We start from the raw sequence: 20,469 nt of genomic DNA, 5'->3' as shown, positions 1-20,469 counted from the left end.
GACCTCGTGTCGGGAAGGGCCCTAGTGTCGCGTCCTTTGATACGGAAAGGACGAACCATGCTCTACGCCATCCTCTGCTACGCCTCCGAAGACGTCGTCTGCTCCTGGAGCAAGGAACAGGACGACGAGGTCATGGCGAAGATCCTCGACGTGCAGGACAAATACGCCAAGGCCGGCCGGCTCGGGCCCGTGGCGCGCCTTTTGCCGACGACGGCGGCGACGACGCTGCGCAAGGTCAAGGGCGAGGCGGTCGTGCTGGACGGCCCGTTCGCCGAGACGAAGGAACAGTTCCTCGGTTTCTACACGCTCGAATGCAAGGGTCTCGACGAAGCCGTCGAGTTCGCGCGCGAGCTCTCCGAGGTCAATCCGAGCGGCGGCTCCTATGAGATCCGGCCGGTTTCGGTCTTCAACCCGACAAAGGTAGCGGTATGACGGATATTGCCTGGATAAGCACGGCGATCAGCAACGCCCGTCCGCAGGCGATGGGCGCGCTGCTGCGCTACTTCCGCGACCTCGACGCCGCGGAAGAGGCTTTCCAGGACGCGTGCCTGAGGGCGCTCAAGAACTGGCCGAAGAACGGGCCGCCGCGCGATCCGGCGGCCTGGCTGATCTTCGTCGGACGCAACAGCGGCATCGACGCCGTGCGCAAGCGCGCCAAGCAGGCGCCGATGCCGGAAGAAGACCAGGTATCCGATCTGGAGGACGCCGAGAGCGACATGGCCGAGCGGCTGGACGGCGCGCATTATCGCGACGACATCCTGCGGCTTCTGTTCATCTGCTGCCATCCGGATCTGCCGGCAACGCAGCAGATCGCGGTGGCGCTGCGCATCGTCTCCGGCCTCACCGTCAAGCAGATCGCGCGCGCTTTCCTGGTCGGCGAGAGCGCCATGGAACAGCGCATCACCCGCGCCAAGGCGCGTATTGCCGATGCCGGCGTGCCGTTCGAGACGCCGGGCGCGGTCGAGCGCTCGGAGCGGCTCGCCGCCGTCGCCGCGATGGTCTATCTGATCTTCAACGAAGGCTATTCGAGCAATGGCGGCGAGGCGCCGGCGCGCGCGCCGCTGTGCGAAGAGGCGATCCGCCTTGCTCGTCTATTGCTCAGGCTGTTCCAGCAGGAACCGGAAATCATGGGGCTGACGGCGCTGCTGCTTCTCCAGCATGCGCGCGCGCCGGCGCGCTTCGACGAGAATGGCGAGATCGTGCTGCTCGAGGATCAGGACCGCTCGCTCTGGAGCCGCAAGATGATCGACGAGGGCCTGGCTCTGGTCGACAAGGCGCTGCGCCACCGCAAGCCCGGCCCCTATCAGGTGCAGGCGGCGATTGCGGCGCTGCATGCGCGGGCGGCGACGGCCGAGGATACCGACTGGACCGAGATCGACTTGCTCTACGGCCTGCTGGAGCAGATGCAACCTTCGCCGGTGGTGACGCTGAACCGCGCCGTCGCGGTCAGCAAGGTGCGCGGCCCGGAAGCCGCACTTGCCATGATCGAGCCGCTGGAAGAGCGGCTGTCGGGCTATTTCCACTTCTTCGGGCTGAAGGGCGGGCTGCTGATGCAGCTTGGCCGCAACGAGGAGGCGCGCGTCGCCTTCGACCGCGCCATCGCCTTGGCCAACACGGCGGCAGAGGCCGCGCATATCCGCATGCATATCGATCGGCTGATCAAGGAAAGCGCCGAGAAGTCCTCATTGCAGAAGGCGCGCTGATCCGACCTTGGCGTCTGGCCCAATTTCACGCTCGGGCCTTAGACCATGCCGGGGTGGCGGTTTTTCCCTGAAACGAGTAATGCCACGCCATCAAAGCGCCCGGGCGTGCCTGACGGCACATCCAAGACATGGCGCATGGCTTCCATTTCCGCCCTATGAGAGGCGGAATCTGAAAGGGACAAAAATGACACTGGTGAAGGAAACGGCCTCGCTTCTCGAGAAACTGGGCGTCGCCAAGGAGGCGCTTGTCGGAGGCGACCTCATCGTGCGCAGCCCGGTGACGGGCGAGGAGATCGCGGCGCTGAAGTCGATCTCGGCCGCCGATGCCGGCAAGGCCATCGATGCCGCGCACAAGGCTTTCCAGGCCTGGCGGCTGGTGCCGGGACCGAAGCGCGGCGAACTGGTGCGCCTTCTTGGCGAAGAGTTGCGCGCGCACAAGGACGAGCTCGGCCGGCTGGTGTCGATCGAGGTCGGCAAGATCCCGTCCGAGGGGCTCGGCGAGGTCCAGGAAATGATCGACATCTGCGATTTCGCCGTCGGTCTTTCCCGGCAATTGTATGGCCTCACCATCGCCACCGAACGCCCCGGGCACCGCATGATGGAGACCTGGCATCCGCTCGGCGTCGTCGGCGTGATCTCGGCCTTCAACTTCCCGGTCGCGGTGTGGTCGTGGAATGCGGCCCTTGCCTTCGTCTGCGGCGATGCGGTGGTGTGGAAGCCGTCGGAAAAGACGCCGCTGACGGCACTCGCCTGCGAGGCGATCTTCAAGCGCGCCGCCAAGCGCTTCGGTGCCGACGCGCCGGCGGGGCTGCTGCAGGTGCTGATCGGCGACCGCGCCGTCGGCGAGGTGCTGGTTGACCATCCGAAGGTGCCGCTGGTCTCGGCCACCGGCTCGACGCGCATGGGCCGCGAGGTCGGTCCCAGGCTCGCCAAGCGCTTTGCCCGCGCCGTGCTTGAGCTCGGCGGCAACAATGCCGGCATCGTCACGCCCACCGCCGATCTCGACATGACGCTGCGCGCCATCGCCTTCGGCGCCATGGGCACCGCCGGCCAGCGCTGCACGACGCTCAGGCGCCTGTTCGTGCATGACAGCGTCTACGACGCGCTCCTGCCGCGCTTGAAGAAGGCTTATCAGTCCGTCTCCGTCGGCAATCCGCTCGAAGGCAAGGCGCTGGTCGGCCCGCTGATCGACAAGGCGGCCTTCGACAACATGCAGAAGGCGCTCAAGGAAGCCACCGCCCATGGCGGCAAGGTGACCGGCGGCGCGCGGTTCGAAAACGGTCATCCGGACGCCTATTACGTGCATCCGGCGCTGGTCGAGATGCCGAAGCAGGTTTCGCCGGTGACGGAAGAAACCTTCGCGCCGATCCTCTATGTGATGAGATACACCGATTTCGACGAGGCGCTCGAGCTGCACAATGCGGTCGGCGCCGGCCTGTCGTCGTCGATCTTCACCCGCGACCTGCAGGAATCGGAGCGTTTCCTCGGCGTCGACGGCTCGGATTGCGGCATCGCCAACGTCAACATCGGCACCTCGGGCGCCGAGATCGGCGGCGCGTTCGGCGGCGAGAAGGAGACGGGTGGCGGCCGCGAGAGCGGCTCGGATGCCTGGAAGGCCTATATGCGCCGCGCCACCAACACGGTGAACTTCTCCAAGGCGCTGCCGCTGGCACAGGGCGTGTCGTTCGACATCGATTGAGACCAGTGCGTTTCACCGTTTCACGGAAACGGCGAAACGCCCTATCTCTTTATTTTGATGCAATTCCGGACGGAAAACCGCCCACACTTTCCTGGAATTGCTCTATCGAGCGGTTCAGCTTGGAGAAGCCGAACCGCTCGATATTGCTCCTCAGAAAGCTTTGCCGGTCGCCGGGTCGAACAGGCGAAGCGCGTCAGCGTCGAAGACAAAGGCGCATGACTGGCCTTTGGCGACGCGGGCCTGCGGCGGCAAGGTTGCCGTCAGCCGCTGGGTTCCGACCCGCGCCGTGGTGACCTGCTCTGGTCCCGTCAGCTCGACGACATCGATCTCGACCGGCAGCGACATGTCGGCACCGCTGCCCGCTCCAAGGCGGAGCGCCTCTGGCCTGATGCCGACGACAACCGAAGCACCGTTGCGGACGGCGCTGGCGTAGCGTTGCGGCAGCGTCACCCGGGCATCCGTGCCGGCAATGGCGAGCTTGCCATCCTCGACAGCCGCTTCCAGCATGTTCATCGCCGGCGCGCCGACGAAGCCGGCGACATAGAGCGTCGCCGGGTGGTTGTAGATCTCCTCCGGTGTGCCGAGCTGTTCGATGCGACCGTCGCGCATAACGGCGATGCGGGTCGCCAGCGTCATCGCCTCGATCTGGTCATGCGTGACGTAGACCACCGTGGTGCGCAGCATTTCGTGCAGGCGCTTGAGCTCGGTGCGCATTTCCAGGCGCAGCTTGGCGTCGAGATTGGAGAGCGGTTCGTCGAACAGGAAGACCTGCGGCTTGCGCACGAGCGCGCGGCCGATGGCGACACGTTGGCGCTGGCCGCCGGACAACTGGCCGGGCTTGCGGTCGAGCAGGTTCTCGATCTGCAAAAGCTTCGCCGTCTCGCGCACCGCCTTGTCGCGCTCGGCGGCGGGAATCTTGCGCATCTCCAGGCCGAAGCCGATGTTGCGGCTGACCGTCAGGTTCGGATAGAGCGCGTAGGACTGGAAGACCATGGCGATGTCGCGGTTCTTCGGATGCACGCCAAGCACCGAGCGCCCGCCGATCTTGACGTCGCCGCTGGTTGCTTCGGCGAGACCGGCGATGATGTTGAGCAGAGTGGACTTGCCGCAGCCCGAGGAGCCGAGCAGCACAAGGAACTCGCCGTTCTCGAGCGCGATGTCGATGCCTTTCAGCGTCTCGACGCTGCCGTAATTCTTGCGGACATCGCGGATTTCAAGCGCGCTCATGGGCGGCATCCTCGAACTGGATCGGCCCGCCATAGTCGCGGGGCAGGGTTGAGATGGCGCGCGACGCCACCTGAATGGCGGTGGAGAGGCAGTCCTCCAGCGACTGCTCTTGCACCAGCGCGGCCAGGAAAGCGGCGTTGAAGACATCACCGGCGCCGATCGTGTCGATGACGGTGACGCTCGGCGCAGGCACTTCGATGAATTTGCCGTCGGAGCCGATGGCAATCGCGCCGTCGGGTCCACGCTTGACGACGACCGTCGCGCCATTCCTCATGCCGTCGCGGATCTTGCGCGCCGCTTCCGCCGGACTTGCGAGACCGGCCAATGTCGTCGTCTCGACCTCGTTGAAGAGCGCCAGTTCGCAGCGCGACAGCCAGTTGCGCGCAGCGGCGCAGTTCGCCTCGGTCCAACCGTCGATCGGCCAGCCTGTGTCGAGCGCGACGGCGATGCGGTGCGCCTCGGCCCAGTCGAAGAAGGCATCGTAATCGCGCGTCAGGTCGTCGGTAAGGAAAGAGCCGCAGAGCAGCGCGTAGCCGCCGGAAAGCCGATTTCCGTCAAGCACGGCGAGCACGTCGGCCAGGCTGAAGCGGGGCAGGTGGCCGCGCGTGGTGAAGAAGGTGCGCTCGCCGTCCGGATGGGTCATGCCGACCGACAATGTCGTGCCTTCGGGACAAACCGGCCATTTTTGCGCCCGGTCTCCAAAGGCTTCGCGCAGCCAGCGCCCGAACTGATCGTCACCGATATTGGCGGCAATTTCGAAGTCGATGTCCAGCGCCTGCCAGGCAAGCGCCGTATTGCCGGCCTGGCCGCCGACGCGGAGATCGTCGTGGTCGACGACGGTCTCCGTCCCTGCCTTCGGCCAAGGCGCGACCGGGCCGACGATCAGGTCGACATTGACGTTGCCGATCACCGCAAGCGGCCGCATCACTCGCTCCTGGTGATCTTGGTCGTACGCACCGGCGTTCCGGCGTTCTCGACGCGGGAATCGGCAAAGGCGATCATCAGGCGCTGCGCCACCGGCAGCATGGCAAAGACCGCCGCCAGGCCCGTGGCGGGTTCGAAGGCCAATGTCACGGCGCCCGGGACCGGCGACATGCCCGAGGCGTCGAAGACAATCAGCGGCGCGCCGGTCTCGACGACGGACAGGGCCATCGCGGTGACGAGGTCGGCGGTCGGGTCGTTGCCTCGGAAGAGCACGACGCCAATGCTCGGGCCCAGCATCTCCATCGGCCCGTGGCGCAGCTGGCCACCTTCGAGCGAGAAACAAGGCAGGCGCGACAGTTCGGTGAAGCCGAGCGCAAGGGCTTCAGCCACGCCTTGAAGCTTGCGGCCGGACGTGACGATGGTCGCGACCGTTCTCAGCGCCGCGAGCGCGGCATCGATCTCGACCATTCGAGGCGCCTTGAGCTCGTCAATCGCGGCGGCGGGATCGTCGCCAAGCGCGGCCAGGATGGCGAGATGCAGGGCGAAGGTCACGGTCAGGCTGCGGGTCGCGGCAAAGGCAAGCTCGGTGCCGCCGGCGCCGACGAGGCAAGGCACGGTGCGGCCGAGGAACGAGCCTTTCTCCAGCGTCAGGCCGAAGGTTTCGGCGCGACCGCCGGTCTCGGCAAACCAGCGCAGCACCTCGGCGCTCTCGCCCGACTGCGAGGTGACGAGCACCGTCCTGCCTTCAAGCGGCAGCGGCTGTCCGAGCTGTTCCGACAGCGGCAGCGCGATGGCGTCGATTCCATGGGCGCGATAGAGCGGCTCGACCGCGCGGGCGACGGCATGCGAGGCGCCCATGCCGAGCAGGACGAGCCGCCCGTTCTTCCTGATCGAAGCAGCGACCTTGGCGGCGGCATCCCTGTTATTCTCGAAGGAGGCCAGCGCATCCTGATGCTGGCGCGCCATCTCGCGATCGATCGCGACGAGCCCTGCCGGGCGTTTCCTTTCCGCAGTCATCTTTATCCTTTCACTCCGCCGCTGGTTAGGCCTGAGATCAGCGCGCGTTGCATGACGAGGCCGATCAGCACTGGCGGCAAGGCTGCCAGCACGCCGGCGGTGGCGATCAGTCCGTAGTCGGAGACGCGGCCGCCGGCGAGATCGGCGATGGCGACGGTCAGTGTCTTTGCCCGCTGGTCCGAGGTGAAGAGCAGGGCGTAGAAGAACTCATCCCAGGCGAGTAGCACGGCAAACAACGCTGATGTCGCCACCACGGGCGCGGCCAGCGGCAAGGTGATGATGCGCCAAGTCTGGAGCAGTCCCGCCCCGTCGATCATCGCCGCGGCCTCGATCTCGCGCGGGATGGAATCGAAGCCCGATTTCATCAGCCAGGTGGTGAAGGGCGCGAGGATGGTCAGATAGATCAGCGCCAGGCCAAAGACGTTGTTGAGCAGGCCGAGCCAGGACAGGCCCATATAAAGCGGCACGGAGAGCGCCACCGGCGGCAGCATGTAGGTGGCGATCACCATCGACAGCGACCAGCCGACCGAGGGCGTGCGCGAGACGGCCCAGCCGGCGGGCACGGCAAGGACGACAGCGGCGAGAGTCGCCATGCCGGCGACCTCCAGGCTGTTGCGCAGCGATGACGTGAAGGCCGCGCCGGCGCTATTTTCGGCCCTCGACAGAAGCTGCGCGTAGCGGGAGAAATCGGCCGCCTGCGGCCACCAGCGCAGCGGCTTGGCGGCAAGATCGGCCGCCGGCGATATGCTCATGACGAAGAGCCAGGCGAGCGGCGCCAGGATCACGGCGGCGAGCAGGAGGGCGCAGGCATGGACGAAGACGGTGAAGACCGGGCTTCTGCGTTCCATCAGGCCGCGCTCCCGGCGGTTTTCCTCACCAGCGCCGCATAGGCGACGGCGAGCACGGTGACGAGCAGCGTGACGATCAGCGCCAGCGAGGCGCCGGAGCCGGCGCGCTGGAAGGAGAAGGCTTCCTGGTAGACGAGGATCGACAGCGAGCGCGTGCTGCTGGCGGGGCCGCCGCGTGTCATCACCCAGATGATGTCGAAGACCTTGAAGGCTTCGATGGTGCGCAGCACCAGCGCCACCATCAGCGGGCCTGCAAGATAGGGCAGGATCACAAAACGGAAGCGGTTGAACGGCCCGGCGCCGTCGACAAGCGCTGCGGCGGTGATGTCGCGCGGCACGGCCTGCAGGGCGGCGAGCGCAATCAGCGCGACAAGCGGAAAATTCTTCCAGCAGTCGGCGACGATCAACGCCGCGAGCGCCGTGCCGGGCTCACCCAGCCAGGAACGATAGTCGTCGATGAGATGGAGTTGCGTCAGCGCCGCGTTCAGCGCCCCATATTCGGGATTGTAGATCAGCCGCCAGAGCGTCGCGTTGACGACGGTGGGCAGCGCCCAGGGCAGGATCATCAGCCCGCGCAACACGGCACGGCCGCGGAACTCCTGATTGAGCAGGAGGGCCGCGAGCACGCCGATCACCATCTCGGCGGCGACCGAAATGACGGCGAACCAGGTGGTGGTGACCAGGGTGCGGGTGAAATTCGAGCTCGTCAGCATCTTGGCGTAGTTGTCGAAGCCGACATAGTTGCCCGCCGTGCCGACCAGTTGGGCGTCGGTAAAGGAAAGCCTGACGGTATCGACCAATGGCCAGCCGATAACGGCGACCATGACCACCAGAAGCGGCAGCATCAACAGCCACGCGCGAGTCGTCATCCAGGTGCCTGACATCAGAGGCGCCTCTCTCCCGTCATCCGGTCAGAGCGGTTCACCGTTTCACGGAACCGGCGAACCGCTCTATCTCTTTGTTTTAACGCAATTCCGGACGGAAAACCGCTTCACACTTTTCCTGGAATTGCTCTCGAAATAGCATGGGCGGCGCTCGTCGATGAGGCCGCCCGCGTCGAGGAACGCCAGATCAGAGGCCGCTGTTTTCGGCGGCGGTCTTGAGCGCGTCCTCCGGCGTCGTCTGGCCGAGCAGCGATTCCTGGATCGCCTGCTGCAGCGCCGTCGACAGCTGCTGGTATTTCGGCGTGGTCGGGCGCGGATACATCGCGGCGAGGCCGAGCTTGGCGGCGGCAATCAGCTCTTCCTGGCCCTTGGTGACGGCCGGATCGTCATAGGACGAGGCCCAGATCGGCAGCGAGAGCTTGGCATACTGGTTCTGCGTCGCCTGCGAGGTCATGAACTCGATGTACTTCCAGGCTTCGTCCTGATGCTTCGACACCGCCGTGATGCCGAGGCCCATGGAGCCGTTGACGGCGGACACCTCGCTGGTGCCGGCGACGCCCGGCGCCGGCACGACGCCGACCTTGCCGGCGACCTTCGAATCCTTCGGGTCGTTGGCCATGTTGTACATGTAGGTCCAGTTCAGCGCGAAAGCGGCATCGCCGTTCTCGAACACCTTGCGGACGTCCTCTTCCAGGAATTCTTTGGAATTCGGATTGGTTAGGCCCGATTTGTAGCTGTCGACCATGTATTTCAGCGCCGAAACGCCGCCGCCATTCTGGAAGTCGGGCTTGCCGTCCTTGAGGAAGTCGCCGCCATAGGCGCTGACCAGCGTGGTGTAATCGCAGACGGCTGCTTCGGCCTGCGACCAGCTCCAGGCGATCGGCGTCTTCAGCAACCCCTTGTCCTGGATGATCTTGGCCTGTTGGCCGAGCTCTTCCCAGGTCTTCGGCGGCGCCTTGATGCCGGCCTTTTCCAGGATTTCCTTGTTGTAGAACAGGTATTTGGTGTCGAGGATCCACGGCATGCCGTAATACTTGCCGTCATACTGGACGGTGGTCCAGGCGCCGGGCAGCACGCCCTTCTTCATGTCGTCGGTGATCTTCGACGACACGTCGACCAGCACCTTGTTGGTCGCGTATTCAGCAGGCCAGATGACGTCGAACAGCACCACGTCATAGCCGCCGCCGGATCCTTGGGCGAGCACGGTCTTGTCGTGCAGGCCTTCATAGGGAACGAATTCGAGGTTAACCTTGATGTCCGGATTGGCCTTGGTGAAGGCCTCCGTCATCGAGCGCACGTCAGCCTCGCTGTAGGCGGCCTGCGCCATGAAGAGCGCGTTCAAGGTGGTTTCGGCGAAGGCGTGGGGGACGTACAGCCCGCCGACGAACACCGCGCCCAGAAGTGTCTTACCGATCGATTTCAGCATTTGTCTTTCTCCCATTTTAGACAGCTGCAAGGGAGCGGCCAGCCGCTTCCTCGAATTCGCTTCGCGTGACCGGATCCGTCCTCAGCGGCGTGCGGCGGAGCCCGAAAGCCTTGCCGTCTTTTTGTAGAGCCGCGCGGGCCTCACCTATTAAGTCAATTCGCTTGACTTAATTAGTCGATCAATCCTTTAATGGAGTCAAGAGGGGAAGCGACGGTGCATGATATCAGCCCGATCCGTGCCAAGAGCGGCACCAACCAGGAGGGTACCAGCGCGCATAACCGCCGCGTCATGATAGAGGCGCTGCGGCTCAACGGCGCGCTCTCGCGCGCGGACCTTGCGCGGGCGACGCAGCTCACCAAGCAGGCGGTTTCCAACATCGTCGAGGATCTCGAGCGGGACGGCCTGGTCGTGGCCCTGGATGCGGTGCGCAAGGGCAGGGGGCAGCCTTTCACGCCCTATCGGCTGGTACCCGAAGGGGCGTTCGCCATCGGGCTGCAGATCGACCGGCATTTGACGCGCGTCGTGGTGGTCGACCTCGTCGGCAAGGTGATCGCGCGCGCCGAGGCAGGTCTGCCGCTCGACGAGSCATCAGCCGGCGCCAAGATCATCCTGAGCCTAGTCGACCGCGTCAGGCGGGAGTTGGCTTCCTTGTTCGCCCAGTCCGAGCGGCGGCTGGTCGGCCTTGGCGTCGCCATGCCGGGGCCGTTCGGCCTAAGGGAATCCGACGACAAATGGATGATGCCGGCCTGGCAGCAATTCCCGCTGCTCGAGACGCTTGCCGCCGGCACGGGATTGAATGTCGGGCTGCAGAACGATGCCGCTGCCTGCGCCACGGCAGAGCGCATCGTCGGTGCCGCGCACGGCGTCGACCATGCGGTCTGCCTTTATGTCGGCTATGGCATCGCCGCGGGGCTTATCCTGAACGGCGAGCTCTACAATGGCGGCAACGGCAATGCCGGCGAGATCGGCAGGGCATTGCTGTCGCCGTCCGGACCCGGCTCGACGCCGTTGGAGCATCGCGCCTCGCTCGCGTCGCTCTACCAGCATCTCGGCCTCGATCCCGCCGAAAGGGGACTTTACGAAAAGCTCGGCGCGCTGGCGCTCGTGCAAGACCCGAGGGTCATGGGCTGGGTCGAAAGAGCCGCGTCCGACCTGCGCTGGAGCGTACATCTGATCGAAACGATCTTCGACCCGCAAACCGTCATTCTCACCAGCAGCGCGCCCGAGGCGTTGGCCCGGCTCCTGCTTCAGGCCATGCATCCGCTGCTGCCGTCGATCGCGGACCGGCCGGTCCGGCGCCTGCCGCGGCTGCAGCTGGGCACCACCGATCCCTGGGCGATCGCGGTGGGCGCCGCGGCAGAGCCGATCAGCCGGGCCTTCGATCCGCGTTTTTCCGCTATCCTGAAGGCCGGATAGAGCCGGTCAGTCCATCGCTTGCGTGGTGCTGGCGGCGAAAGCCGCGTCGATGATGGCGAGCTTGACCGCCTGCGCGGTGAGGTATTCGCCATAGAATTCGTTCGAGATCCACATGATGGAATTGCCGCGCTGCCCCAGCCAGCCGACGCTGCCAAGCGCCTCGGCATCGCGCAATTTGCGCGCAAGGTGGGTGCGCGACAGCTTCAGCCATCTGGCGAAATCGCCGATCGACAGCACGCCGGTCGGGATACGCTCCTGGCCGGCATTCTGAGGGTCGACGCCCGAGATCAGCCAATCCATGACGACGCCGCCATTGTTGAGCCAGGTGAACAGCGAAAAAGTCTGTTGCGGCTCGCGCACCGGCACGGAGGAAACCAGCCCGTCCGCGATCAACGGCTGCAATTGCGCCAGCAATTGCGGCCGTGCCCGGAATGTTTCCAGCCGGTGCCCGCCGTCAAGAGCATCGAGCGTGCCTAGATGCATATGGATCCAGCCGATCAACGGCTCCAGGGTGATGGCGGGCAGCCGCAAAGGGCGAATGCGGCCGTCGTCGCCCGCCGGCCCGACCTCGATGAAATTGTAGTGCTGCATTTCCTTGATGAAGGCATGAGCCGTGTTCCGGCTTGCCACCGCATGCTGGACGGTGACGTCGACAAAACGCGCCGCCGTCAGCTCCTTCCGGTAGTCGCTGGGATCCCTGCGAAAATACAAGGCAAGACCGATATGCGCCATCAGCCAGCGTTGCTGGGTGGCAAAGACCGAGGAGGCTCGCGGGTTTCCTTGATAGGCTTGCTGCATCGCCAAGGCCTGTGCGCGCACGCAAGCGGGCAATGCCGGGTGACCGGCAATGTCTTCATAGGTCAACGCACCCTCCCAGCTTCCACCCCAAAGATGCTGTATGCTCGCACGCTGCGGATAGCAGKTTTGGCCCGCACTCGCCAGCGGGGCCGCGCCGTTGCGGTGGTCAGCGCTCTTTCAGAGCTGAGAGACAGGCCTCGAACGCTTCGTCGACGACGGCCAGCTTGGCTGCCTGGACGGCCATGTATTCGTCGAAGAAAGCCCTCGAAACCCACATCACGGAATGACCGCGCTGGCCGATCCAGCCGATGCTGCCGAGCGCCTCGGCATCATAGAGCTTGCGCGCCAGATGCGTGCGGGAGAGCTTCAGCCAGTGCGCGAATTCGCTGACCGAAATGACGCTGGTCGGTATCCTGTCGAGATAAGCGTCCTCCGGATCGATGCCGGACATCAGCCAATCCATGACGATGCCGCCGTTGTTCAGCCAGATAAACAACGAGAAAGTCGGTCCGGGCTCCCGCACGCCGTCGCTGGCGAGCAATCCGTCGGCGATCAGCGGCTGCAGGGTGGGGAGCATTTCGGGCTGGTCGAGGAAGGCCGCCAGCCGGGTTCCGCCATCTATGCGGTCGAGCGTTCTCAGATGCGCGTAGATCCAGTTGGTGAAGGTCTCCACGGTGGCCGTCGTGACCTGCATGGGGTGGGCGCGGCCATCACCGCCGGCCGAGATATATTCGGCGATGTTGTAATGCAGCATCTCCTTGACGAAAGCTTCGGCGGTGTTGCGGCTGGCCACCGAATGGCGGCGCACGGCCTCGATGAAGCGCGCCATCGTCATCTCTGTGCGGCGGTCGTTGGGATCGCGCCGGAAATGCAACGCCAGGCCGACATGGCCAAGCAGCCAGCGCTGCTGGGTGGCGAAGACGGCGRCCAGCCGCGGAGTCGTTTCGTAGACACGGATGAGCGCGCGCGACTGCTCCTGCACACTGCGAAGCGCTGCCGGATGACGGGCGATCTCTGCGGCACTTAGCGGCATTCCTTGCGGCACTCCATGCGATTCCAAGCAACGACAAATGAAGATTTCCAGTCTTGGCCGGTCGTGTCCAGTTGCCCATTGGGACAACGAACGATCAGGTGGTGAATTCGTTGCTAACTCTTTGCATCGGTTCGCGAAACCCGTCCCAATAATAGTCGGACCCGCAGCCCCGCGTTGAATTGACGAGTCCCTATGAGCGCGCCACCGGCGTGGGCTGTTTCCGCCGGACCTCCGGGGACGATCTTCGATATGTCCGCCCTTGCCGTTGGCTGAGCAGCCTGCCGGCACGGTTCCGGGGGTTTGTGCCGACACGCCTGTGCAAGGGCGGCAAGCCCGGCAACACCCTGTCGACGGTCTTCGGTGTCACGACGCTCTAGCTGGGATGATCCCGCGCGGCACGGCGCGCTGAGATCATTGTTTTGCCTGGCTGGTTCATGCGACATGGCCCAATGGCGTGGTTGCCTTTGCCGAACTGCGTTTCGTGGAGGTTGTCGAATGGCTGGCAAGACGGTCCTGATTGCCGGCGGCGCCGGGGGAATGGGTCTCGCGACCGGGCTGCGTTTCGCCGCTGACGGCGAGCGGATCGCGCTTGCCGATCTTGCCGGTCCCAAGCTCGACGCCGCCGTGGCCAAGATTGCCGCGACCGGGGCGCAGGCGATCGGTTTGTCGCTCGATATCCGCTCCGTTGCCGCCTGCCGCGATGTGGTGGGCAAGGCCAGGGACTGGGGCGGAGCGCTCGACATCCTGGTCAACGCCGCGGGCGTTTGGCTCGAAGGGCCGGCGAGCGAGGTCGCAGAAGACCAGTGGGACCTTGTGCTGGACGTCAATCTCAAGGGCGCGTTCTTCCTGATCTCGGCGGCCATCCCGCATCTGGCGGCGGCGCAGGGCGTGATCGTCAACATCGCGTCCGACGCCGGCATCGTCGGCAACAACGGGGCGTCCGTCTATTGCGCCTCGAAAGGCGGGCTGGTGCTTTTGACCAAGGCCCTTGCCCTGGAACTTGCCCCGCAAGGCATCAGGGTCAACGCCGTCTGCCCCGGCGACACGGCGACGCCGATGATCGAATATCAGGCCAAGACCTATGGCGGAGATGACCCCGACGGCTACAAGCGCCGGCTTCTGGGGCACTATCCGCAAGGGGACAAAGCAAGGTTCATCCAGGTGGAAGAGATCGCTTCCTTCATCCACTATCTTTGCCAGCCGGGCGCGGCGCCGATCACCGGGGCCGCGCTTTCGATCGATTTCGGCGTCAGCGCCGGTTACTGAACCCAGGGATCGGTTTCATCGCGATCGCCCGCGCCGGCATGCCGGCATTCTAACGGTGGAGAGGAAATGATTGTGTTCCGCAAGTCTCGCAGGGCGTTGGTGACCGGCGCGGGCGCCGCCGACGGTATCGGCATCGCTACCGCGCGGGCGCTGGGCGAGGCCGGTCTTTCGGTCGTCATCACCGCTTCCTCCGCACGCGTCGAGCAACGCGCGGAGGAATTGCGGGGGGAGGGGCTCGATATAAGCGCTGTCGTGGCCGACCTGACGCTTTCCGGGGATGTCGATCGCTTAGGCTCCGAGGTCGGCGAAATCGATATCCTCGTCAACAATGCCGGGATGGGCACCGTTGCCCAGCCGGCATTGCAGCGGCGGTTTCTCGATCTCAGCGAAAGCGACTGGGATCGCGGCATCGATGTCAGCCTGAAGACCGCCTTCTTGAGCACGCGCGGATTCCTGGCCGGCATGGTGCGGCGCGGCCATGGGCGCGTCGTCAACATGGCCTCGGTGACAGGGCCTTACGTGTCCAACGAAGGCGAGGCCGCCTATTCCGCGGCCAAGGCAGGCATGATCGGGCTGACGCATGCGCTCGCCCTGGAGGTCGGCCGCGACGGCGTCACGGTCAACGCCGTGGCGCCGGGCTGGATCGCGACCGGCGCCTCGACGCCGGAGGAGTTGGTCGCCGCGCGCAACACGCCGCTTGGCCGCGCCGGCAGCCCCGCGGAAGTCGCGGCCGCCGTGCTGTTCCTGGCCTCCGACGCGGCGAGCTATGTCAACGGCGCGGTCCTCGTCGTGGACGGCGGCAACATCCTGCAGGAACGCAAGGGATGAGCGCTGGGACGCGAACAATGGTCAGGAACGGCTCTGTCGCCTATATAGGCGTTTTTCCAGCCTGACCGTCGTTCCGTGACCCCTGCCGCCCGCCTGCAAGCCACAATCGAACTTATGCATGAAGTCGATAGCATTCCGCGTCCCGCGGATGCCGTCGTCTCGGTCTGGTTTCGGGCCCGACGCTATATCGGCGACAAGGACCGTGGCCAGATTCTGGAGCTGCTTTATGCGCTCCTGCGGCATCATGCGCGGCTTGGCTGGTGGCTGGCCAGGCATGGGCGCGAGGACAAGCCCCGCAACCGGCTGCTTGCATGGCTGACGCTCAAGGCAGGCACGACGCCCGATCAGATCGAACGCTTGTTCAATGGCGTGAAATTCGCGCCTGCCATCCTGACGGGTCAAGAGCACGCGCTGCTGGTCAAACTGCAGGGATGCACGATCGACCATCCCGGCATGCCGGAAGAAGTGCGCCTCGAATGTCCGTCCTGGGCGGCCGATCCGCTGCGGCGCCGTTTCGGGGAAGCGTTCAGCCAAGAAATGGCCGCGCTTTTGACGCCGGCGCCGCTCGACCTGCGCGTCAATCCGATCAAGTCGACACGTGAGGCCATGCTTGGCGCGTTGAAGGACCTTGGCCTGCGGGCGCAGCCTTCGGCCCTGGCCCCTTACGGCATTCGCGTGCAGGAGCGCCCCTCGCTGGCCAGCCTGCCGATGCTGAAGAAAGGCGAGGTCGAGATCCAGGACGAGGGCTCGCAGCTTGTCGCCATGCTGGTCGATGCCCGGCCGGGCGAGCGCGTGGTCGATTTTTGCGCCGGAGCCGGCGGCAAGACACTGGCCATCGCCGCGCAGATGAACAACAAGGGCCATGTGGTCGCCTGCGACGTCATGGAAGGCCGTTTGAAGCGCGGCGCCGAGCGCTTCCGGCAGGCAGGATTGCACAACATCCAGACCCGGCTCCTGGCCAGCGAAACGGATCAGTGGATCAAGCGCCACAAGGGTGGTTTCGATCGCGTTCTGGTGGACGTGCCTTGCAGCGGCACCGGCACCTGGCGCCGCAATCCCGACGCACGCTGGCGCGCGCCAGAGGAACAGGGTCTGGATAATCTCGTGTCGCTGCAAGCCCGCATCCTGGCGAGCGCGGCGCGTCTGGTGAAGCCCRGCGGACGGCTGGTCTACGCGACATGCTCCATGCTGTCGGAGGAGAATGAGGACCAGGTGGCCGCTTTCCTTGCGGCGCATCCCGCCTTTCGTGCCGTGCCGCTCAACGAGGCCGCGCCGCAACTGACGAATTCATCCCATTCCGACTACCTGTCGCTGTCGCCCGCGCGCAACGACACCGACGGCTTCTTTGCCGCTGTTATGCAGCGAGAGGCGGTGTCGCCACCCGGCGGGGGCTGAGATTGGACGATGATGGTGTGGTCAGCCAACCGGGGCTGATGCTCGAGGTTGAAGCCTTGGCGGGTAGCCATGCCTGCTATTCGAGATCCATTTTTTAAATGGCCCGAACGGGCCGCAAGCGGACTGGCAGCCTGAGGCTGCGGAACTCAAACAACTGCCACTCTGATCGGCGGACATTCTGGCGACGCTGGCGGCACGTCAGCGCCATTTCTCGCGTAGAATGCCCATGGTACTGATCATTTTCTGTGGGCTACCGATTCGACGTCGCGGTTGACCTTTTGTTTCTGCTGTTCCGATATAGGATCGCATCAGGCTGAGCAGAACACGGCTGGTGACTTAGAAAGCTCAAACCTTTGTCCAACGCGAAACAAATATTGGCGATGCTGCACAGTCGCGCTGAGGGCGACGACGAGCAATTCTATTCGATCGCGTTGCAGGTAGCCGCCTCCGAGGCGCGGCAGGGACGCCGCTCCAGCGCCGAGGCGCTTCGCTCCGCCGTTGAAATCGCACGGAAATCGCGCAGGGAAACCCCCGTCGCGATCCCGTTCGCCAAGCCGCGTGGCGAATTGGAAGGACTTATCGAGCATCGGGAACCCCGCTACACCCTCAAGGACGTGGTGCTGGATCAGACGCTTCGCGCGCGTCTTGATGAATTGGTGCGCGAGCAGCAAAAGCGGAGCTGGCTGCGCGAGCACGGCAAGACGCCAAATCGTCGTGCCCTATTCGTCGGYCCACCCGGCTCCGGCAAGACCATGACCGCCGAGGCGCTGGCAGGGCAACTCCTCCTCCCGCTTTTCGTTATTCGACTGGAAGGCTTGATAACGCGTTTCATGGGCGAAACCGCCGCGAAGCTGCGGCTCGTCTTTGACGAAACCGTGAAACGGCGCGGCGTCTATCTCTTCGATGAATTCGATGCAGTCGGCGGGAGGCGCAATGCCACAAACGATGTGGCCGAAATGCGACGCGTCCTGAACTCCTTCCTCCAATATATGGAGGAGGAGAACTCGACCGACAGCCTTATTATCGGCGCGACGAACCATCCCGATCTGCTCGATAACGCGCTGTTGCGCCGCTTCGATCTTGTGGCGCCCTTCGACATGCCATCGCAGGCTCAGGTAAGGCAAATCATCCTCAGCGCGTTGCGTCCCTTCAAAGCGCCGCGTCTCGCGTGGAAAACGCTGTTCAAGGCCGCCGAAGGCCTAAGTCAGGCCGAGATTGCCCGCGCGACGGAAGACGCCGTGAAATCGGCCATTCTCAGCGAGACCAATGTCGTCACCTCAGATCAGCTCGTCCGGCGGCTGGGCGAACGACGCGCTATGCAGGAGGCATTCTCCAACCCGAAGCCCCGCTAACCCGATATGCCTGATTTCGTCCTGCCTCATCTCGACATTTCCAATCGACGACAGACCAGCCTCTACAAATCACCTCCTCGAAACATGGGAGATGGAAGCGCCCCGCGCGTTCGCCAGGAGCATGGTGCTATGCTCCTTGACCAATTGCGCGCCGCCTTTCAGGAGGTCGCCGAATCCCCTTCGCCCGACGAACGGTTTGAACGTTCTGCGGGTGCCTATTACGAGGTGGAACTGCGAAAGGGTGCCGACGCGGAGAATCTCGACAAAAAGAACTCCGGCATTCTGTCAGGCGCGGCAAAGCGGGACGCCGAAACTGAAAAGCTGACTGCCGTCCTGTTCGTGCCGGACGAATCCCTGCCAGTGCTGGAGACCATACTGGAGGATTATCGCGCCGGGCCGCTGACCGCGAGGGATAAGCCGCAGCATAAATCCTATGTCGAGCCGATCGAGGGCATCAGGCGCGCTCGTCTGCTGTCCTTCTGGACCGACAATCCCGTTGCGCTTCCCGACGACCCACAGGCGCAAATCTGGTGGGAAGTCTGGTGTACTCGCGGCTTTGAGGGCGAGGTGCTTGAGGTACTGGCGCAGCTCGAATGCCAGATCGCCGATGACGACTACCGCCTGACCTTCCCCGAAACGATTGTTGTGCCGGTCTTCGCCCGCCGTACGGATATCGAAGTGGCGCTGTTCGCCTGCAGGGGCATCACCGAGCTTCGCCGTGGCTCCGACACGCCTTCCTTCTTTATGGAAGAGGAGCGCGAGAACCAGCATGATTGGGCCAGTGATCTGGCCGAGCGTGTCGCTTGGCCAGGTGCTGACGCTCCCCGCGTCTGCCTGCTCGATACCGGCGTCAACCGCGCCCATGTACTCATCGAACCCGCTCTGGCGGAAGCCGATCTGCTCACCGCCAATCCAGATTGGGTGCCCACTGACAATCAGGTGGATAGCCACGGCACGGAGATGGCCGGACTGGCGCTCCATGGCGATCTCTTCGCCGCCCTTCAGGATCAGGGCGAGAGGCCACTTCGTCACCGGCTGGAATCCGTGCGCATCATGCCCGCCGATGGCTTCCCGCCGAACGAACCGGCGAGATTGGGCACGATCACGTCGACCGCCATCGCCCTCGCCGAAATCCAGAATCCGGATTCGGATCGCATCTTTTGCATGGCCATCACCAATGAGGAAGTGTCGGGCGAACGCGGCACAAGTTGGAGCGCATCGGTTGATCGTGCCGCCATCGGCAGAATGGAGGGGGATGACGCGAACTCTCCGCGCCGCCTGTTCTTTATTTCGGCGGGCAACGTGCCAGCCGTCATGAACTTCGCCGATCTTCAACCCTTTGAGAATTATCCGATCGAAGACCCAGCGCAGGCTTGGAATGCGCTGACTGTCGGCGGATATACGCAGAAACAGATTATTGATGATGGGCTGGACGGCTATCAGCCCATGGCCCCAATGGGTGAGCTAAGCCCGTATTCGCGCAATTCGCTGGCCTGGGTGCAGGGCAAGACCCCTGTCAAACCCGAAATCGTCATGGAGGCAGGCAACCGGGCGAGGTCCGTCAACGGCCAGAGCCTTGTTTCCTGCCCCTCACTGGAGCTGCTGACGACCGGCAGTGAAGCCGACCGTCTGCCGATCGTGAACTTCGCTGCGACCAGCGCAGCCACGGCACTTGCCTCGCGGCTCGCCGCCCGACTGAAAGCCGATCATCCAAACTACTGGCCGGAGACCATCCGTGCGCTCATGGTGCACAGCGCCGAATGGACCGAGCCGATGTGGCAGCGCCTTCAGGCGACGGACAGCCTCCGCGAAAAGCAGCGCCTCGCGCGATGCTTCGGCTATGGCGTGCCATCCTACGAGCGCGCGACGGCATCGGCCACCGATCATCTGGCGCTTGTTGCGCAGCAGGTGATCCAGCCTTACCGCAGAAAAATCACCATCGAGGATGGAGTGAAGACATACAGCAAAGGCTTCAACGAATGCCATTATTATCCGCTGCCCTGGCCGAAGGAGATCTTGGAGCAATATGCGGATCAGGACTTCATCCTGAAGGTGACACTCTCTTATTTCATCGAACCGAACCCCGGCCGTGCGGCAGCCATAGACCCCCAAAAGTACCAGTCATTTGGCTTGYGCTTCGACCTCAAGCGCCCGCAGGAGAGTGAGATTCGGTTTCGTGCCGGTATCAATGCCGAAGAGAAATTGCCTCTCGGATTGGCCACAGCCGCGCGTCCCAATGACTCAGGTTGGCAATTCGGACCAAGCAGCATATCGGTAGGGTCGATTCACTGCGACCAATGGATCGGCAGCGGTGCCAGGCTTGCCTCGCGGGACCTTATCTGCGTGAAACCCGTCGGGGGCTGGTGGAAGGAGCGAGGCAACAAGGCGGTGCTAGAGCAGCAGGCACGTTATGCGCTGGTGGTGACGCTGGCGTCGCCGGACGTGGAGATCGATCTTTATACCCMAATTGCGGCCGAGATTACGCCTAAAATCCCTGTCGAGATCGAACTCACTAACTGACCGCGAAGAGCACACCCTGAGGCGGCGKAACGCTACATTGCTCTTTGGCTATTTCGTCAGGCGCAAACGTACGGGCAATGTCTGTTCTCAGCCTACGGCAAAGGCGCCATGAACGGCCAATTCTGGGCGCCAA

At 64.2% G+C, this 20,469-nt stretch carries 17 protein-coding genes; 9 read left to right on the top strand and 8 right to left on the bottom strand.

Annotation, left to right across the window (positions count from 1 at the left end; all coding sequences use genetic code 11):
* Positions 1-57 precede the first annotated feature (57 nt).
* The 3 genes from LCM4577_RS05135 to LCM4577_RS05125 all read left to right on the top strand — a co-directional run bounded on the left by LCM4577_RS05135 (position 58) and on the right by LCM4577_RS05125 (position 3,402).
* A complete protein-coding gene (locus LCM4577_RS05135; RefSeq protein WP_071033032.1) occupies positions 58-432 on the top strand; it encodes a YciI family protein in 375 nt (124 codons plus the stop codon).
* Entirely contained in the window at positions 429-1,703 is a 1,275-nt protein-coding gene (locus LCM4577_RS05130; RefSeq protein WP_071070023.1) for an RNA polymerase sigma factor, read from the top strand. The genes LCM4577_RS05135 and LCM4577_RS05130 overlap by 4 nt, the downstream gene beginning before the upstream one ends.
* 184 nt (positions 1,704-1,887) lie before the next feature.
* Positions 1,888-3,402 (top strand): aldehyde dehydrogenase family protein, encoded by a 1,515-nt coding sequence (locus LCM4577_RS05125; RefSeq protein WP_071070020.1) that lies wholly within the window; start codon positions 1,888-1,890, stop codon positions 3,400-3,402.
* Positions 3,403-3,552: 150 nt separating this feature from the next.
* Here the strand turns inward: LCM4577_RS05125 and LCM4577_RS05120 are convergent, their stop codons facing one another.
* From LCM4577_RS05120 to LCM4577_RS05095, 6 genes are all read right to left on the bottom strand, one after another.
* Positions 3,553-4,629 carry an ABC transporter ATP-binding protein gene (locus tag LCM4577_RS05120; protein WP_071070018.1) on the bottom strand — a complete coding sequence of 359 codons (1,077 nt, stop codon included), beginning with the start codon at positions 4,627-4,629 and terminating at the stop codon, positions 3,553-3,555.
* The gene (locus tag LCM4577_RS05115; RefSeq protein ID WP_071070016.1) at positions 4,616-5,554 is read right to left on the bottom strand and encodes a PfkB family carbohydrate kinase; all 939 of its coding nucleotides are present in this window, start codon (positions 5,552-5,554) and stop codon (positions 4,616-4,618) included. Before LCM4577_RS05115 ends, LCM4577_RS05120 begins: the two co-directional genes overlap by 14 nt.
* Positions 5,554-6,570: an SIS domain-containing protein gene (locus tag LCM4577_RS05110; protein WP_071033036.1), complete on the bottom strand. Its 1,017-nt coding sequence runs from the start codon at positions 6,568-6,570 to the stop codon at positions 5,554-5,556. The genes LCM4577_RS05115 and LCM4577_RS05110 overlap by 1 nt, the downstream gene beginning before the upstream one ends.
* A 2-nt stretch (positions 6,571-6,572) precedes the next feature.
* Entirely contained in the window at positions 6,573-7,418 is an 846-nt protein-coding gene (locus LCM4577_RS05105) for a carbohydrate ABC transporter permease (protein WP_071070015.1), read from the bottom strand.
* Positions 7,418-8,302, bottom strand: a complete 885-nt coding sequence (locus LCM4577_RS05100) for a carbohydrate ABC transporter permease (RefSeq protein ID WP_071033038.1) — start codon at positions 8,300-8,302, stop codon at positions 7,418-7,420. The genes LCM4577_RS05105 and LCM4577_RS05100 overlap by 1 nt, the downstream gene beginning before the upstream one ends.
* Before the next feature lie 187 nt (positions 8,303-8,489).
* On the bottom strand, positions 8,490-9,728 hold the full coding sequence (locus LCM4577_RS05095) for an extracellular solute-binding protein (RefSeq protein WP_071033039.1): 1,239 nt from the start codon (positions 9,726-9,728) through the stop codon (positions 8,490-8,492).
* Between the two features lie 213 nt (positions 9,729-9,941).
* On the opposite strand from LCM4577_RS05095, the gene LCM4577_RS05090 reads away from it, so the two are divergent.
* Positions 9,942-11,144 carry an ROK family transcriptional regulator gene (locus tag LCM4577_RS05090; protein WP_071070013.1) on the top strand — a complete coding sequence of 401 codons (1,203 nt, stop codon included), beginning with the start codon at positions 9,942-9,944 and terminating at the stop codon, positions 11,142-11,144.
* Positions 11,145-11,150: 6 nt separating this feature from the next.
* On the opposite strand, the gene LCM4577_RS05085 is transcribed toward LCM4577_RS05090, so the two are convergent.
* Together LCM4577_RS05085 and LCM4577_RS05080 are read right to left on the bottom strand one after the other, a co-directional pair.
* Positions 11,151-12,008, bottom strand: a complete 858-nt coding sequence (locus LCM4577_RS05085; protein ID WP_244508223.1) for a hypothetical protein — start codon at positions 12,006-12,008, stop codon at positions 11,151-11,153.
* Between the two features lie 100 nt (positions 12,009-12,108).
* The gene (locus LCM4577_RS05080) at positions 12,109-12,975 is read right to left on the bottom strand and encodes a hypothetical protein (RefSeq protein ID WP_071070011.1); all 867 of its coding nucleotides are present in this window, start codon (positions 12,973-12,975) and stop codon (positions 12,109-12,111) included.
* A 495-nt stretch (positions 12,976-13,470) separates the two neighbouring features.
* Between LCM4577_RS05080 and LCM4577_RS05075 the strand changes: the two genes are divergently transcribed.
* The 5 genes from LCM4577_RS05075 (at position 13,471) to LCM4577_RS05055 (ending at position 20,336) form a co-directional block, all read left to right on the top strand.
* Positions 13,471-14,241, top strand: a complete 771-nt coding sequence (locus LCM4577_RS05075) for an SDR family NAD(P)-dependent oxidoreductase (RefSeq protein ID WP_071070009.1) — start codon at positions 13,471-13,473, stop codon at positions 14,239-14,241.
* A 72-nt stretch (positions 14,242-14,313) separates the two neighbouring features.
* On the top strand, positions 14,314-15,069 hold the full coding sequence (locus tag LCM4577_RS05070) for an SDR family NAD(P)-dependent oxidoreductase (protein WP_244508222.1): 756 nt from the start codon (positions 14,314-14,316) through the stop codon (positions 15,067-15,069).
* Positions 15,070-15,183: 114 nt separating this feature from the next.
* Positions 15,184-16,464: an RsmB/NOP family class I SAM-dependent RNA methyltransferase gene (locus LCM4577_RS05065; RefSeq protein WP_198541020.1), complete on the top strand. Its 1,281-nt coding sequence runs from the start codon at positions 15,184-15,186 to the stop codon at positions 16,462-16,464.
* Between the two features lie 380 nt (positions 16,465-16,844).
* Positions 16,845-17,816, top strand: coding sequence for an AAA family ATPase (locus LCM4577_RS05060; RefSeq protein ID WP_041012709.1), 972 nt, complete (start codon positions 16,845-16,847; stop codon positions 17,814-17,816).
* A 129-nt stretch (positions 17,817-17,945) separates the two neighbouring features.
* A complete protein-coding gene (locus tag LCM4577_RS05055; RefSeq protein ID WP_157900449.1) occupies positions 17,946-20,336 on the top strand; it encodes a S8 family peptidase in 2,391 nt (796 codons plus the stop codon).
* The last annotated feature ends 133 nt before the right edge of the window (positions 20,337-20,469 follow it).

Origin of the sequence: Mesorhizobium sp. LCM 4577, assembly GCF_001854795.2 — a bacterium.
In the GTDB taxonomy this organism is placed as follows: domain Bacteria; phylum Pseudomonadota; class Alphaproteobacteria; order Rhizobiales; family Rhizobiaceae; genus Mesorhizobium; species Mesorhizobium plurifarium.
The sequence above is the reverse complement of the archived record's forward strand: the minus strand, read 5'-3'. Positions and strand labels throughout refer to the sequence as shown.

Coding starts and splice junctions, on each gene's coding strand:
- LCM4577_RS05135 (WP_071033032.1), top strand. CDS start 58: ATGCTCTACGCCATCCTCTGCTACGCCTCCGAAGACGTCGTCTGCTCC.
- LCM4577_RS05115 (WP_071070016.1), bottom strand. CDS start 5,554: ATGCGGCCGCTTGCGGTGATCGGCAACGTCAATGTCGACCTGATCGTC.
- LCM4577_RS05125 (WP_071070020.1), top strand. CDS start 1,888: ATGACACTGGTGAAGGAAACGGCCTCGCTTCTCGAGAAACTGGGCGTC.
- LCM4577_RS05075 (WP_071070009.1), top strand. CDS start 13,471: ATGGCTGGCAAGACGGTCCTGATTGCCGGCGGCGCCGGGGGAATGGGT.
- LCM4577_RS05110 (WP_071033036.1), bottom strand. CDS start 6,570: ATGACTGCGGAAAGGAAACGCCCGGCAGGGCTCGTCGCGATCGATCGC.
- LCM4577_RS05130 (WP_071070023.1), top strand. CDS start 429: ATGACGGATATTGCCTGGATAAGCACGGCGATCAGCAACGCCCGTCCG.
- LCM4577_RS05100 (WP_071033038.1), bottom strand. CDS start 8,302: ATGTCAGGCACCTGGATGACGACTCGCGCGTGGCTGTTGATGCTGCCG.
- LCM4577_RS05095 (WP_071033039.1), bottom strand. CDS start 9,728: ATGCTGAAATCGATCGGTAAGACACTTCTGGGCGCGGTGTTCGTCGGC.
- LCM4577_RS05105 (WP_071070015.1), bottom strand. CDS start 7,418: ATGGAACGCAGAAGCCCGGTCTTCACCGTCTTCGTCCATGCCTGCGCC.
- LCM4577_RS05120 (WP_071070018.1), bottom strand. CDS start 4,629: ATGAGCGCGCTTGAAATCCGCGATGTCCGCAAGAATTACGGCAGCGTC.